At 57.1% G+C, this 15,547-nt stretch carries 15 protein-coding genes; 14 read left to right on the forward strand and 1 reads right to left on the reverse strand.

Annotation, left to right across the window (positions count from 1 at the left end; translation table 11 throughout):
• The first annotated feature begins 41 nt into the window (after positions 1–41).
• The 6 genes from ACR0AM_RS14735 to ACR0AM_RS14760 all read left to right on the forward strand — a co-directional run bounded on the left by ACR0AM_RS14735 (position 42) and on the right by ACR0AM_RS14760 (position 5,872).
• On the forward strand, positions 42–1,142 hold the full coding sequence (locus tag ACR0AM_RS14735; protein WP_480555302.1) for an FAD-binding protein: 1,101 nt from the start codon (positions 42–44) through the stop codon (positions 1,140–1,142).
• A gap of 4 nt (positions 1,143–1,146) precedes the next feature.
• Positions 1,147–2,460 carry a glycolate oxidase subunit GlcF gene (glcF, locus tag ACR0AM_RS14740; protein ID WP_480623307.1) on the forward strand — a complete coding sequence of 438 codons (1,314 nt, stop codon included), beginning with the start codon at positions 1,147–1,149 and terminating at the stop codon, positions 2,458–2,460.
• Between the two features lie 120 nt (positions 2,461–2,580).
• Positions 2,581–3,372: a trypsin-like serine peptidase gene (locus tag ACR0AM_RS14745; protein ID WP_480623308.1), complete on the forward strand. Its 792-nt coding sequence runs from the start codon at positions 2,581–2,583 to the stop codon at positions 3,370–3,372.
• Positions 3,369–4,184, forward strand: a complete 816-nt coding sequence (locus ACR0AM_RS14750) for a trypsin-like serine peptidase (protein WP_480623309.1) — start codon at positions 3,369–3,371, stop codon at positions 4,182–4,184. The genes ACR0AM_RS14745 and ACR0AM_RS14750 overlap by 4 nt, the downstream gene beginning before the upstream one ends.
• A gap of 122 nt (positions 4,185–4,306) precedes the next feature.
• Positions 4,307–4,774 (forward strand): Hsp20 family protein, encoded by a 468-nt coding sequence (locus ACR0AM_RS14755; protein ID WP_480474711.1) that lies wholly within the window; start codon positions 4,307–4,309, stop codon positions 4,772–4,774.
• Between the two features lie 171 nt (positions 4,775–4,945).
• Positions 4,946–5,872: a DMT family transporter gene (locus ACR0AM_RS14760; protein WP_480520062.1), complete on the forward strand. Its 927-nt coding sequence runs from the start codon at positions 4,946–4,948 to the stop codon at positions 5,870–5,872.
• Between the two features lie 170 nt (positions 5,873–6,042).
• Here the strand turns inward: ACR0AM_RS14760 and ACR0AM_RS14765 are convergent, their stop codons facing one another.
• Positions 6,043–7,518 carry an NAD-dependent succinate-semialdehyde dehydrogenase gene (locus ACR0AM_RS14765; RefSeq protein WP_480623310.1) on the reverse strand — a complete coding sequence of 492 codons (1,476 nt, stop codon included), beginning with the start codon at positions 7,516–7,518 and terminating at the stop codon, positions 6,043–6,045.
• Positions 7,519–7,804: 286 nt separating this feature from the next.
• On the opposite strand from ACR0AM_RS14765, the gene ACR0AM_RS14770 reads away from it, so the two are divergent.
• From ACR0AM_RS14770 to ACR0AM_RS14805, 8 genes are read left to right on the forward strand one after another with little or no spacing between them, the layout of a single operon-like run.
• Positions 7,805–8,884 (forward strand): coiled-coil domain-containing protein, encoded by a 1,080-nt coding sequence (locus tag ACR0AM_RS14770; RefSeq protein WP_267365200.1) that lies wholly within the window; start codon positions 7,805–7,807, stop codon positions 8,882–8,884.
• A 4-nt stretch (positions 8,885–8,888) separates the two neighbouring features.
• Positions 8,889–9,305, forward strand: coding sequence for a hypothetical protein (locus ACR0AM_RS14775; protein ID WP_480623311.1), 417 nt, complete (start codon positions 8,889–8,891; stop codon positions 9,303–9,305).
• Positions 9,298–10,416 carry a hypothetical protein gene (locus ACR0AM_RS14780; protein WP_480623312.1) on the forward strand — a complete coding sequence of 373 codons (1,119 nt, stop codon included), beginning with the start codon at positions 9,298–9,300 and terminating at the stop codon, positions 10,414–10,416. The genes ACR0AM_RS14775 and ACR0AM_RS14780 overlap by 8 nt, the downstream gene beginning before the upstream one ends.
• Before the next feature lie 55 nt (positions 10,417–10,471).
• On the forward strand, positions 10,472–12,406 hold the full coding sequence (locus tag ACR0AM_RS14785; protein WP_480623313.1) for an AAA family ATPase: 1,935 nt from the start codon (positions 10,472–10,474) through the stop codon (positions 12,404–12,406).
• Entirely contained in the window at positions 12,403–13,248 is an 846-nt protein-coding gene (locus ACR0AM_RS14790; RefSeq protein WP_480623314.1) for a hypothetical protein, read from the forward strand. Before ACR0AM_RS14785 ends, ACR0AM_RS14790 begins: the two co-directional genes overlap by 4 nt.
• Complete coding sequence (locus ACR0AM_RS14795; RefSeq protein WP_480623315.1) at positions 13,245–14,582, forward strand: DUF6638 family protein; 1,338 nt, start codon at positions 13,245–13,247, stop codon at positions 14,580–14,582. The genes ACR0AM_RS14790 and ACR0AM_RS14795 overlap by 4 nt, the downstream gene beginning before the upstream one ends.
• 1 nt (position 14,583) lies before the next feature.
• Positions 14,584–14,850: a hypothetical protein gene (locus tag ACR0AM_RS14800; protein ID WP_480474728.1), complete on the forward strand. Its 267-nt coding sequence runs from the start codon at positions 14,584–14,586 to the stop codon at positions 14,848–14,850.
• A 10-nt stretch (positions 14,851–14,860) separates the two neighbouring features.
• Positions 14,861–15,505, forward strand: a complete 645-nt coding sequence (locus tag ACR0AM_RS14805; RefSeq protein ID WP_480623316.1) for a DUF1523 family protein — start codon at positions 14,861–14,863, stop codon at positions 15,503–15,505.
• Positions 15,506–15,547 lie beyond the last annotated feature (42 nt).

Below are 15,547 nucleotides of genomic sequence, written 5' to 3' on the forward strand. Positions count from 1 at the left end.
TGCCCCCTTGCCCCCGGAGTATTTTTGAAAAGATGAAGCCAATGAGACCTGAGACTGAGGCCGATCTGGCAAAGCTGGTGGCCGGGTTGGAAAACCCTGTACGCATTGTCGGAGGCGGGACGCGTGGAATTGTCGGTCCGCATGCAGAAATCGAAACCGGAGCTTTGCGCGGTATCACGCTATATGAACCCGGGGCGCTGACCCTTGTTGCACGGGCAGGGACGCCTTTGGCAGAGATCACGGCGGCGCTGGAAGCAGAGGGCCAGCACCTCGCATTTGAGCCGATGGACCATCGCGGTTTGCTGGGAACACAGGGTGAACCGACCATTGGCGGTGTCGTCGCGGCCAATATTTCGGGCCCTCGACGGATTCAGGCCGGGGCCTGCCGGGACTTTCTGCTGGGGGTGCGCTATGTCGATGGGCGCGGGCAGGTGATCAAGAACGGTGGCCGCGTCATGAAGAACGTCACCGGGTACGATCTGGTCAAATTGATGGGCGGGTCCTGGGGTACTTTAGGGGTTTTGACCGAGGTCTCGCTGAAGGTGCTGCCCAAACCGGAACGGGCGGCAACATTATCTGTTGCGGTTCGGGATGCTGGTACTGCGGTTCGGGTGTTGTCCGCTGCACTGAGATCGCCGTTCGAGGTAACCGGGGCTGCGTATGATCCCGACGCCGGGAAAGCCCTGCTTAGGGTCGAAGACTTCACGGATGCGGTCGCATATCGTACAGGCAGGTTGACGGCTGAACTGTCCCGGTTTGGTGAGATTTCAGAGGAAGCGGATGCAGACACGCTTTGGGCTGGTATCCGCGATGCTCATCCGTTTCAGGGGCAGGACGGGGATGTCTGGCGGCTTTCAGTTAAACCCGGAGATGCGGCCGAAGTTTCAGCGCGTGCTGAAGCGGATCAGTTGCTTTTTGACTGGGGCGGCGGGCTTGTCTGGCTGCGCGTCCCGAAAGGTACGGATCTGCGCGCGCGGCTTGATGTGTTTTCCGGCCACGCGACACTTGTGCGAGCGGATGCAGAAACGGTCGCGCGACTGGGGCGCTTTCAACCAGAGAACGCGGCCGTCTCGACCCTGACAAATGGATTGCGCGCGAAGTTTGACCCACGTGGTTTGTTCAATCCGGGACTGATGGGATAGGTTTATGCAGACATCATTCACAGAACGGCAGTTGCAAGACCCGGCAACCAAACGCGCGAACGAAATTCTGCGAAATTGCGTCCATTGTGGATTCTGCACGGCAACATGTCCGACCTATCAGGTTCTTGGCGACGAGTTGGACAGCCCGCGCGGGCGCATCTATCTGATCAAGGATATGCTCGAAAACGAGCGGCAGCCCGACGAAAAGACGGTCAAACATATCGACCGGTGCCTGTCCTGCCTGGCTTGCATGACCACTTGCCCATCAGGTGTGCACTACATGCATCTGGTCGATCACGCGCGTGAATATATCGAGGCGAATTACAAGCGCCCTTTGACGGATCGCATTTTGCGTTGGGTTCTGGCGCGGATCCTGCCCTATCCGATGCGCTTTCGCTGGGCCTTGATCGGGGCTAAACTGGGTCGCCCGTTCCGGTTCTTGATGCCAGATGCCCGGTTGCGTGCCATGCTGGACATGGCGCCAATGAACATTCCACCGGTCAGCCGCAACGATGATCCACAAAACTTTGCGCCCGAAGGCGAGCGGAAAAAGCGGGTGGCCCTGATGACGGGATGCGCGCAGAAAGCGCTGAATACCGACATTAATGACGCCACGATCCGTCTGCTGACCCGGCTTGGATGTGAGGTTGTGGTGGCTGAGGGTGCTGGATGTTGTGGAGCACTGACCCATCACATGGGCAAGGTGAAAGACAGCCATGCAGCCGCAATCGCCAATATCAGGGCCTGGATTCGCGAGATGGACGGCGACGGATTGGACGCCATCGTGATCAATACCTCGGGCTGTGGGACGACAGTCAAGGATTACGGGCATATGTTCCGAAACGACACGCTCTCGGATGATGCTGCGCGGGTCTCGGGTATTGCGATGGATATCAGTGAGCTGGTTATGCAGCTGAATTTGCCCGAAGGGCGTGATCAGGACCTTACTGTTGCGTATCACGCAGCCTGTTCACTGCAACATGGGCAGAAGATCAAGACCTATCCCAAAGACCTGCTGAAACGTGCCGGGTTCAAAGTGGTCGAGCCTGCCGACAGCCATTTGTGCTGCGGTAGCGCAGGGACTTACAACCTCATGCAGCCGGAAATCTCGGGTCAGTTGAAGCAGCGTAAAATAAAGGCACTGGAGGTCAAGAAACCCGATATCATCGCCGCAGGCAATATCGGCTGCATGATGCAGATCGGGTCCGGCACCCAAGTGCCAGTCGTTCATACGGTCGAGCTGCTGGATTGGGCGACAGGGGGGCCAAAGCCACCCGCCTTGCAACGGGCAGAGGGCGCTGTTCCCATATTGCGATGAGCCGCCCTGATGCCGACCCACATCATTTCCTCAGGAAATTCACCTGGACTCCGATCGCCCTATTTTCGCCCAACGGGGCACGTACGACAAACGCTTCAGAGTGAGTCTCCGGAGACCCGAGTGCGCAACTGGATTAAGGCGATTGTGCTTTGTGCTTTGCCGATGGCGGCTACAGCACAGGACACCAGGCTGGAAAGCCTGGAGACCTCGGATTCCGGGCGCGAATGGATGGCTGTCGGGCGTCTGGATATTGCCGGAAAAGGGTTTTGCACCGGAACGCTTGTGTCGCCGACCCTTGTGCTGACAGCTGCGCACTGCCTGTTCGACAAGGTGTCCGGGCAGCGGGTGAACCCGTCCGATATCGAATTTCTGGCTGGGTGGCGGCTGGGCCGCGCTCTGGCCTATCGAACGGCAAGACAAGCTGTAATTCACCCGGATTATCAATTCAGTGCCGAGTCGTCGACGGACCGTGTCGGCGCGGATGTCGCCCTGATCGAGCTTTGGCAGCCGATCCGCAACACATCGGTCATTCCGTTTGATTCAGGAGATCAGCCCCGCCGGGGTGCGGAAGTGGGCGTGGTGTCTTATGCACATGACCGGTCGGAAGCACCTTCGTTGCAACAGGTTTGTTCGGTCATGAACCGGCAGGCAGGCGTTATGATCATGTCCTGCGACGTCGACTTCGGATCTTCAGGGGCACCGGTTTTTTCCTTTACAGGCGCTCGCCCTCAAATCGTGTCGGTTGTGGCGGCAAAGGCCAGCATGGATGGCCAGAGCGTTGCGATCGGCACTGCGGTTGAACATTCGCTGCAACTGCTGCGCGACGAGCTGTCTGCCGGGCACGGATTTGGATTGTCGACCTCCGGTTCAAGTACCGGCAAGAACGTCGGTGCAAGGTTTGTCAGGCCATGACCAAGGTCTTATTAATTTTGCTTTTGGGCCTGAGTGTTCTGGCGACCGCATCCCATGCGCAAGCCAACAAACGCAAGCTGACAGACCGGGATGACCTTTATGGTTGGGAAGCAATCGGGCGGCTGGATGTGCGCGAAGAGTCCTATTGCACAGGTACGCTGATCGCGCAGGACATGGTGCTGACCGCTGCCCATTGTGCTGTGGACCGCCGTACCGGGGAAATATATGCGCCCAAAGACATCACGTTTCGTGCGGGTCTGAGGAACGGCAACGCGTTGGCCGAGCGTCAGATTACGCAGATTGCGGTTCTGCCCGGCTACGCTTCAAATAACCCGCTTTCACACGAAGGTGTTCGGATGGATGTCGCCCTGATGCGGCTGAATGAGCCCATCCCGTATTCGATTGCCGATCCTTTCGTGTTGCACAGCGGGCGAGTTTCGGGAAACGAGATCAGCATAGCCTCGTATGGGCGCGGACGATCCGAGGCGATCACGCGCGAAAGGTCGTGCCGCGTATTGGATCGCAGGCAGGGCCTGATCACATTTGATTGCGACGTCACCTTCGGGTCTTCCGGATCCGCCATTCTGGTAAAAAACGGTTCGCGCTGGCAGGTTTTGTCCGTGGTTTCAGCGGTAGGCACCAACGGTCGCAGAAAGGTGGGGTTCGGCATGGAGCTTGACGGAATAGTGGCCGAGCTCAAGTCCATCATGCGGCGCGATGCGCCAAAACCAACAGCTACGATCCGCCGGTTACAGGCTGGGTCCGGTGCGTCCGGGTCTGGCGCGAAATTCATCAGCTCCGGCGGGGGTTGAACTCGGTCAAATCGCTTCCCATGTCACTGATATCGGATCGCCACAACGGGGTCCGTCATCAACATTGGCCCGTCCAGCCGGAGGGCCAGATCGTGAATCGCTCAAAAATGAGGATATGACACATGCGTACATTTGATTTTGCACCGCTGCACCGCGCCACCATTGGCTTTGACCAGATCGCCGACATGATGGATCGCGTTCTGACCAATGATGTGGCACAGCCAAGCTATCCACCCTACAACATCGAAAAAACCGATGTCGACACTTACCGTATCTCGGTGGCCGTCGCCGGTTTTTCAGAAAGCGACCTGTCCGTTGAAGTGAAAGAAAACGCGCTGGTTGTTGCCGGTAAGAAGGCATCTGAGGACAAGAGCCGCAGCTATCTGCATCGCGGCATCGCAACCCGCGCGTTCGAGCGTCGCTTTGCGCTGGCCGATCACGTCCGTGTCACCGGTGCAAGCCATGAGAACGGAATGCTGAACATCGACCTGAAGCGCGAAGTGCCCGAGGCACTGAAACCGCGCCGGATCGAAATTACCTCGGCTAAAGCCATCGAAAAAGATGTGGTTGACGCCAAGGCCGTGAACTGAGGCTTTGAAAGCCTAGCGGCAGTCTCCTCCTCCCGGACTGCCGCAACACCCGCGCCCCGCGTTCCTCCAGACGCGGGGCGTTGTTTTTTTGATGAAAACGCCTTTGCGTATCAAAGCGTGGGCCCGGTAAACTCCGCTACACTAATCGCGAACCTGTGCTAGAACTTGCAGATGTCGACGACATCCACGCAGACTAGACCGGCTATTCCTCAACCGCTTGCGGTTGTTGGCGTTCTTTTCGCTTCAATTTGTTTCGGGCTTGTTCCCTATTTCAGCAGGGGGCTGACCGAGCAGGGCGTCGCACCTTTCGCGGTCGCATTCTACCGCTACATCGTTCCGGCGGTTTTGTTACTGCCAGTTCTCGTCGTACATCGAACAGCCTGGCGCGAGATTTGTTGGGGTCTTGCGGTCGGAGTGGTGATGGGGCTTGGCTGGATCGGATATGTCACAGCCCTAAAGACATTGCCCGCATCGACGGTGGGCGTGCTCTATATGACATATCCGGTTTTCACGTTGATCATTGCGTGGGCTTTGTTCGCCGATACTCCCACAAGGCGTGCGATTCTTGCTTCTGGTCTCATAATTCTGGCTGCCATCATAGCAGGCTCGCCAGCATCCGTTCCGGTCGAGCACATTCCTACGCTTTTAATCTCGCTGGCGGCGCCATTTGGTTTTGGCTTCGGGATTTCTGTTCTGGTCCACAGGTTGTCCCGAATTGCGCCACTTGCACGTATCGCCTCGGTGTCTCTGGGATCGGTACTTGGGCTTTTGCCCTTGATGTTGAATGCAGACGTTTCCACGCTGCTTCCTGAAGGTCAGTCCGATTGGGTTCTGATCATTGGAATTGGATTGGTCACGGCGCTTGTGCCGCAGCTTGTCTACACGATCTGTTCGCCGCTGATCGGCGCTTCTCAAACTGCGGTTGTCGGAAGCATTGAATTGCCCACGATGTTTGCAGTCGGGTTCTTTGCGTTTGGAGAAGCGATCACAACTGCGCAAGCCATAGCCTGTGCTTTGGTCTTAGGGGCGATTGCAATAACCAGAAGTCGGGTGACGCGCACCGTAACGACCGTGATAGCGAAAAACGAAAAGACGTAAGTTTGGGATCGGATCGAGCCCCATACGAAAAGTTCCTGCGATGCTTGCGCGTGGGGAATTCATGCTTGGTGAAATAAGCTTATTTCCCAGCCGCCACCGGTTCGTTTGACCCGAACAACGCCTCGCCTGCGGGCAGAATGGCCACCGCCCCAAGGCGATGGCCCGCCAGATCAGACCGACATGCAGACGTATTTCATCTCAAGATAGTCTTCCATGCCGTGATGGCTGCCTTCTCGGCCCAGACCGGATTGCTTGACGCCGCCGAACGGGCCCAGCTCAGTCGAGATGATGCCGGTGTTCACGCCGACAATGCCATATTCCAGCGCCTCGGCCACTTTGTAGACGCGGCTCAGGTCCTTTGCATAGAAATACGAGGCCAGTCCAAAGATCGTGTCATTCGCCATGGCGATCACGTCATCTTCATTCTCGAACTTGAACAGCGGTGCCAGCGGGCCAAAGGTTTCATCCTGCGCCACCATCATTTCCTGAGTCACGCCGGTCACAATGGTCGGCTGAAAGAACGTACCGCCCAGACCGTGAGGCAATCCGCCGGTCAGAACGGCGCCGCCCTTGTCCGTGACATCCTTGATATGCTCTTCCACCTTGGCGACCGCATCGGCATTGATCAGCGGGCCGGTTGTGGTGCCCTCGGTCAGACCGTCGCCGATTTTCAGGGCTTCAACTGCCGCTTTCAGTTTGGCAGCGAACGCGTCGTAAACACCGGCCTGTACATAGATGCGGTTGGCGCAGACACAGGTCTGGCCGTTATTGCGGAATTTGCACAGCATCGCGCCTTCGACCGCAGCATCCAGATCGGCGTCATCAAACACGATAAAGGGTGCATTGCCGCCCAGTTCCATCGAGCATTTCATGACCTGATCAGCAGCTTGCCGCAGCAGGATACGCCCCACCTCGGTCGAGCCGGTAAAGGTCAACTTGCGCACACCGGGGTTTTCGCAGAACTCCTTGCCGATCTCGCTGGCCTGGGATGAAGGCACCACGTTGAAGACACCAGCTGGCACGCCGGCTTGTTCCGCAAGAAGCGCCAGAACCAGCGCGGACAGTGGTGTTTCTGCCGCCGGGCGGGCAACAAAGGCACACCCCGCCGCCAGCGCCGGCCCTGCCTTGCGCGTGATCATGGCGTTTGGAAAGTTCCAGGGTGTGATCGAAGCCGCCACACCAATGGGCTGTTTCAGCACCATGATCCGCTTGTCGCGCTGATGTCCCGGGATGGTCTCGCCATACACTCGCTTGGCTTCTTCACCGAAAAACTCGATGAAGGACGCGCCATAGCCGATTTCGCCGATGGCCTCAGCCAGCGGTTTACCCTGTTCTGCGGTCAGGATCTTGCCCAGATCTTCGGCGTTCTCCATCATCAGGTCGAACCAGCGCCGCAGGATCACGGCACGTTCCTTGCCGGTCAGCTTGGCCCATTCCTTTTGCGCGGCTTCGGCCTGTGCGATTGCTCCGGCAACCTGCGCGCGGCTGACATCGGCCACTTTGGCCACCACATCGCCCCGGGCCGGGTTGGTCACGTCGAACGTTCCGTTGTCACCATCCACCCACTGACCGCCGATATAGGCTTTGGTTACAAGCAGGCCTGGGTTCTTCAGAATTGATTTTAGATCAGTCGTTGCGTCCAGCATGTCATTCTCCGCGCAGAAATTGAGTTGGCGCACCCAATCAGGTGTTGAAGGCTTTGTCTATGGCCACTGATACAGGTCGATCAGCCCAGTTTTGATCAAATTATTTTCGGACCTAATCGTTGCAGCATAGTCGCAGCGTTGAGTTCTACGTCAGGTTGCGATCACGCGGCTTTTCTTTCCACCCCAAGTTTGCCAGAGTTTGCGTGATTTTTGGACTCAAGGGGATGTAAATGACCGTAACATTTCCTATCTTATTGGGTAATTAAAGAAAAAAAGGACAGCAGAGATGTCGAACCAGCAATTCGAAGCGCTCATCAAAGAAACGCAAACGAAAGTGCGCGAAAGCCAGTCGCAGATTGAGGGGCTGACCTCGCGCATCGAAGCGGCGCGGGCCAAGATTGGAACGGCCGAGGCCGATATCGACATCGAAAATGCCACGCTCGAGGATGTTCACGCCCACACTGAGGTGATGAACGCCAACATCGCCGAGCTGATCATGGGTCTGGACGATGTTACCAACGCGTTTTCCAAGGATTTCGACGAGATGCGCTCGAAAACCGGGTGGGAATCGTTTGTTGGCATCTTTTCCAAGGGAAAATCCGAGTCGCTGCGGCAAGAGCGGATGCGCACGGCCAATATCGACGACAAGTTGCAGGATCTGATCGCCAAATCCGATGTGATCGTGAAGCTGCTGCAAGGGCAGCTGACCGTGCTGGAAGAACAACGCGTAAAGGTCGAGGACAACCTGACAGGCACGCTGGATGACCGTGAGGCAACCGTGGCCGAACTGGAAGCATTGCGGGCCGAGATTCAGGGCATGGACCCGGCGATTATCACGCTCGAAAACAAGATCAGCGTTGAACAGGACGCCGCCGCGCGCACCCAGCTGGAAACTCAGCTGGCCGAACTGAACAAGCAATACAACGCCAAGGTTCAGGAAGAGCAGGTCAAGTTGGCCAAGTCTCAGACACTGGAGCGTTATATCGAAAAGGGTAAGACCTGGGTCGATTCGCTCCAGAACCAGGCGGCGACGCAGATGGTGCTGATCAACAAGCTGCAGACAGACACGCAGCAGCGCGTGGTGCTGTATGACGCCCTGACCAAATCGCTGAAAACCGCGCAGCAGCAGGACGTGGCCCATCGCATTAACGAGATCGGTGTGCAAACCGACCAGGAGGCTCAGACGGCAATGGCTGCTATTGGTACCGCGACCAACCAGAAAATGGCCGACATGCTTGAGGCGCACGAGGACCACATGGTCTTTGCCCGCGACGTGCTGGAGAAAAAGGCCAAGGCGGATGAGCGGTTTGCGCGCCGGTTTGCCTCGATTGTCGAGAAGCATGATAAGAATTTGTATGGGGGATGAGTGCGTGCGTTATTCTGCGCGAGAAATCTCTCTAGCCGTATTGGCAGTTATAACGGTGGCCCTAACGATTGCGTTTGGCGTCGGGCTGATTGCAAATATCCCAACTCTAAGTGTGGTTGCGATTTGGACCATACTACCCAGTCAGCTTCTGATTGCTTACTTTGTGAAATCCTCATCAGACGCTGCTGAGGGTTGGGGGGGCGAGTTTACATTTGGAAAAGCAATCTTCTCAAAAGCTCTCTGGCGAAAGTATAGAAAGGAGTGGGCATTGCCTTTTGCAGGTATGTTCCTAGGAGCTCCACTGTTTTTGCGGTGGGGGTTGCCGGTGAGCGGCGTTGTTGGGCTCTACCTCTTCATTTTTGTGGCTCAACTTGAAGACTGCAGGGCAAAAATTTCCGCTCGCGTATGCGCAAATGACTAACCCCAGCCAAGACCATGTCGGCTTGACTGACTCCTTCGCCTCGCGTCGCTATTTCCGCAAATTTGAGGTGATCACTGTCCATCTTCTGCGTGTGGCCGCGACGATGGAGGCGGAGGGCGCAATCAGCAAGCAAGAGGTGCGGATCGTATCGCGCTACCTCTCGGGGTTGCTCTACACTTTCCGCGCGCTGTCGATGAAATACCTGCTGGTCGGGCGCGACACGGGGCGGTTCTTTGGCAGCCTCGCCATGGACAAGCGCGACAGCGGGTTTCCGGTGGCGGCCGAGCTGTTGACCATGGCCAATGACGCGCAGCAGGCGCAGGTGCATCTGGCGAATATGCCCTCGGAAGATGACTTGAAAACCGACATGGTCCGCACGATCATTGGCGACCGGGAAATTCCAACCAAGCTGCAATTTGCGCTGTCTCAACGGCTCTACTACGAAGAGTTGCTGAAGGGTCAGCTGTTCTGGGCCCGCAACGATCCTGAGTGCCACTGGATCGGGAATGTAGGCGAACGGCGCAAGTTCATGATCCACTGGGCGGTCTATGACAGCCAGATCAACCTGCCCGTCATCTATCTGATGCAGCTGGAGGACACAGGCAAAACCGCCCTACCCAAGGACCAACGCCGCTGGCCTGAGGTGCAGGCTCACTTGATGGCGCAGTCTTTAGGTGGGCTGAAACTGGTGACCATCGCCAAGGGCTTTGATCAGGATTTCAACGACCTGCACCCCAAACACCTGCGACGTATTCACGTGGGGCCGATGTATTCCTCGGCCTATACCGAACAATCCGGCCCCTTGCGGCAGGTGTTGGAAGATGCGCAATCCCCTCAAGGGCAGGATTGGGCGCTGGCCTGGACCACCGAAGAGTTGCACAGCGAAGAGGTCATCGAGGAACGCGCTGGCTGGTTTTCAACTGTCGAGCGTGAGGTTTTTGCGCTGGATCCTTTCGGCGGGCAGGGGGCGGAGACCGGGGCCACCCGCACCCAACGGTCGATCATCTTGCCACAGCGCCCGTTTCAGGTGCTGGCCGAACGCAACCCGCCGGGATTTGCAGATGTGCGCAAGTTCGTCGTCAGCAATGCGGGGCAGGTTTTGAGGTACTAATTTTCGCCTTCGGCGAGAGTATTTTTGAAAAGATGAAGCAAGGGCGGTTTTTTAGATGAGTTTGACGTCAGATCAGATGGAATTGCGCGAAGACGATATTCGCAAGCATTATCCGGCAGCGACCGCTTTGCTGAATGGGTTCGAACATGCGCCGCGGATCGCCAAAGCCGTGGAAACCACCGTTGAACGCTCGCCAGGCGTGTCAACCGGTCGGCGGTTTCGCTCGACGACACCGGGGTTGGTGACACGCCGGACCGTGCGCGCAGACGGGGTGCATCTGGTTGAGAGGATCGAAGCCTCGGACGATGGTGACGCCTTGGTTTCGCCGCCGCAAGCGACTGCACAACAGGTGATCCGCCGCGCCGTCGCAGTCGCTCTGGCCGTGGCGGACACTTATGCGGAACAGACCCCGTTGGCCGATCTGAAACGGGCAAACCTGGCCGGGGATCTGCCCGCCGCACGGAAGACCGAGTTTTCAGAGGTACTGACAGCCGAAGCGCTGATCACGTTACACACGTTCGGCAACGCGCTGGCTTATCTGTTGTCCTCGCATCTGGGTGAGACCACGGTTGATATTGGTGAGATCGAAGAGGTCCTGACCGACAACGGCCAACTTGCCCTGCATGGCGCCCTGTGGGAACTGGATCAGGTGCTGGCCAAATACGCCTTGGACGATGCCCATCTGATTGCGGCCACCAGTGCCTATGCCGAGCAACTGATGGAGAAGTCAGCCCTGCGCGCAGGGTCCGCAGGTTATCTGGCCCCGTTCCAGAACGCAGCCTGGCATATCGAGGCCGACGATCTGACGATCCGGGGGTTCGAGCCCGCTTCAAAGGCAAAATCAACCACCTTGACCATGACGTTCAAGAAACCGAACGAAGTGGTCGGCAACCATATCGCCAAGTATCAGGCGATGAAGCTGGCCAAGATGGTGATGGCCTACGATTTCGACCGCCGCCTGAACCCGTTTGCGGAACTTGGCGGGTTCATCTTCACCTTCATGGGTGACGGCAAACCGGGCACCGGCAAGACCACGCTGATCCAGATGATGGCCGGGCTGATCAACGAGTATTGCCAGAACGCGGGCTATCCGTTCCGCTATCAGAACCTGAGCACCGACAATATCGACAGCTATCAGGGCAAATCCGGCCAGAACGCCAAGGCGTTTATCAACACGATCATCGACCCGTCGGTCATCGGGTTCGGCACCATCGACGATATCGACCAGCTGGCGGGTAAGCGCGGTGACCGTCAGTCGTCAGCCGGGCAACTGGAAATCACCGCCGTTCTGATGGAGAGCTTTGCCGGTGCCAACACCGTCGTGCGCGGCAACTGCACCTTTGGCATGTTCTCGAACTACCCCGAGAATGTGGACGACGCCCTGCGCCAGCGGGCGGGCGCGCGGTTTCTGGTGGACGGGCCGCAAACGCGCGAGGATTACATCGACATCCTGCACCTGCTGATGGGTCGCAACCACGACATCCCGCTGGGCGAACACGAGGCTTACGCCGCGCAGGAAATCAAAAAGGCCGTCGCCGCCAGTTTCGAAAGCCATTCCCGCCCGCATGAGGATGCTTTGTTGCAGGTCTATGACCGGGTCTCGGGCGAGATCGGTCAGATGGACACAATCGCCAAGCTGGGCACCTACCTCAAGGCGATCCAGCAGGCGGATGAGCGTTTCACCGGCCGCGCGATCAAGAACATCACCGACGCGGTCAAGGTCCGTGCGATGGATTTCGAACTGCCCGACGAATGGATGGAGAACCCCGACCTGTTCCTGTTCCGCGACTACGACACCAAGAAGGCCATGATTGAGGACCTGCGCCAGCCGATCACGGTCGAGATGGTGATGCAAGAGATCAACCGCTACGCCGACAGCGAGTTCCGCTATGCCGACAAGAGCGACGAGGTTGCCATCGAAAACGCCGTCCGCGAGATGGGCCGGATGGAGGAGGCCAAACGGCGGTATCTGGAGAGTAGGGATAGATGACAGAAACTGAACAACCCGGTTTCTGGCGTTTAAGTAACCCGATCATGTGGGCGTGTGCTGCCACCGTGGGCTTCGCAGCGCTGATAGCTTGGTTCGGGTTGGCTTCCACTTGTAATGAGGCATTATTCCCGAACGGCGACTGTCCTCCCAAGTGGCGGCATCTCTATGCTGCACCACCTAACGAAGTCGGAGACACTCTAGCTGGTTTGGCCGGGGTTCTCGCCTTTATTTGGCTAATCGCAACAGTTCTACTGCAATCGGTCGAACTGGGAGAGCAAAGGCGCGTTCTCTCATTGCAAAAGGAGGAAATGGAGGAGCAGCGCAAGGCCACTCAGAAGATGGCGGTTGCTGCAGCGGAACAAGCTGACTTGGCGCGGCAGCAGAATACTGCACTCTTGGAGGAAAGAGCTTCGGGGACATTCGATAGACTGCTCATTGAAATTCGAAATATGCTGCTCAGTGATGCTTGGGAAGGCGTTGATTGGCTAGTAAGACTGGACAAGTACGAAGGTGCTGAGACCAAGTATATTTACTTCGACTATTCAGAGTTTTTCGAGGAGTTAAGTACTGATGACATGATGTCGAGGCTGTATATTGAGTTTGCAAAATGGGCTCGAGAGTTGACAGGATGCGTTCTCGTCACTGAGAGATTACCTATGATACGGAACGATTTTCGACGCCTATTTAATGCTCTCAAACTCCTTGATGCCCAATACGATAAGCTGCCTCAAGACAAAAAACTCCTCTGTGATACTTGGATGATTTCAAACATCACTGCGCTGGTAGGCGAAGTCGAAAAACCGAAATACTGGGCGGACTATGGCCCCCGGAGAAACCAATGATCCGCCTCATCGAAAAAGGCCTGATGTTCGGCAACCTCGTCCACATATCCAGCCCGGTTCTGGTCGAGCGGTATAACCGCGCGTTGCAGCATCTGGCGGGCAAGACCACTCAGCTTTCGGATTTCCATGTCGATATCTCGGGCTATTCACCCGAGGTGGGGATTGAGTTGGAGGACGAGCTCTACCTCAACCCCAACGGGGTCAACAGGCAGTTCATCCTGCTGACGACCGAGCAGAAACGCGCGCCTTTGCTGAACGTCAAATTCTCGACCTCTCGCGATATCCTGCGGGAATTCATCGAGATGAACGAAGCGCAGCTGTTCGCCCTGACCGCCACCGATGCCGTGGCCGGAGAGCTGGTGAACTCGGTTTTCAAGCTCAGCAGTCCCCGCGATCTGTTCAATCTGCGCAAAATCGAGATTGAGGCCGACACCGCAGGCGGTACCTTGCGCAAGGCGCAGCAGCTGGCGGGCATGGTCGAACAGTTCAAAACCGCCGAGGACGCCTGGTTCGACGATGTGCTGATCGCCAGGATGATCGAGACCGCCAAGGAAACCGGCGACGTTACGCGCAACCCCGTCCATCTGCGCCACACGGATTTTGAGCAACGCAACTTCTGGACGGCGCATTTCGGCGGGCTGTACCTGTTCCCGGACCTGGATCACCCGGCGGCGATCTGCATGGGTGACAAGCCTGACGATTTGCCGATCAAATACGTTTTTGACCCGTCGCAGCGGAACCAGATTGCAAAGTTTCTGGGTTACAATGATCTGGTCGAACCCATCGTCAAGGCGCGCGGCGTGGATGCCGCCGCAATCCTGCAGCAGAAGATGGATTTCCTGACTGTCGACGCGGCGGCGGATGCGGATGTCGACCTTGCCGGGCTGGACCGAAGCGATATGCGGCGGTTGGCGCGCAATCACTCGGATCGCTTGCCCGAAGCCTATCACGGCCTTGCGCAACTGCTGCGCTGGGCAAGCGACGGGGGGCCGTGGCCGCGTATCACGTCGGATCATCCGGCTTATTTCTACACTTTGCGCGCCGCTGACACGCCGAACCGTGATCTGGTGAATATGCTGCTGGCCGAATTGGCCCCGCTGGATCCACGCCAGATGTTCATCTGCCACAAAGAGCTGTTCTATAACACCTATTCCAGATGGCCCGAGAGCAAGAAAGCCTATGTTGCCGACTTCCTCGCGCGCGAGTATCAGGTGGACAAGCAAGGGGCCCGTGCCTCGCTGTTCGGCCATGAGCCGGACATGAGCGGCGAAGACCGGGTCAGCGATGACATAATCGCGCGGGTCGGTCCGTGGGGTTCGGTAAGGAAAGGCTGAGATGTTCGGGTTATTGCGCCTTTTGCTGATCTTGTTGGTGATCCAAACGATCGCCTATGTCGCGCTGTCTTTCTACTCGCGCGGGATACGCCGTCGTAAACTGGAAAGCTGGTGGGACGAGAAGGGCAAGTCGGGCAATAAGGACGCCTTTGTCGAACGCGGGCTGCATGTGTATGACAATTCGTTCCGGCGCAAACTGATCCTGGGTGTCTATATTGTGCCATGGGTGGCGATTGGCGCGCTGATCTATATCGTGAATTACATGTGAGGGTTTAGGCATGGCCTATGTGAAATGGGCGTTCATCATCATCTTCTGGGGAACGATCGCGGCGGTCCTGCAATACTCGCTGCCGCAACATGATGTTGTGCGTATCGTAAACACCTACGAAGAGCGGCAGGATCTGAACGACTGGACACGGATTTTCTGGTCCGAACCCGAAGACCAATCCAACAGCCTGTCTAACCGGGATGTGCAATTCATTCAGGCCGTGCGCGAAAATGGCAAGCCGATCGTGTACCGAAACGAAGACACCGGATGGGGGTGGCCACCCTACTTCAAGTTCGACACGGCGAACCTTTACACCGAAGCCAATGATGCGAAATCGACCAAGGAAAACCCGAAATGGGTGGTCGTGACCCATTACGGATGGCGTAACGAGTTTATGTCGATCTTCCCCAACGCCATTTTCATCAAACATGTGGAAGGGCCAGATGTGCAGGTCATTCCCTGGTTCAACATCATTTTCCTGACAATTTTTGCCGCGCTGGTCTGGGCGGTTTGGGTGCGCTGGCGCAGGTTCCGGAAGGCCCGAATTGATCCGATGATCGAGAATGTGGAAGACGGCTTTTATGCTGCCGGCGACGCGATTGAAGAACGCCGAAACAGATTTCAGCGCTGGCTGGACAGCTGGAAGTCGAAATAGGCCTTAACGTCGCGGGCGTGTTCGCAGCACGCCCGTTGGGCC

This window comes from Ruegeria sp. AD9, from assembly GCF_056542305.1.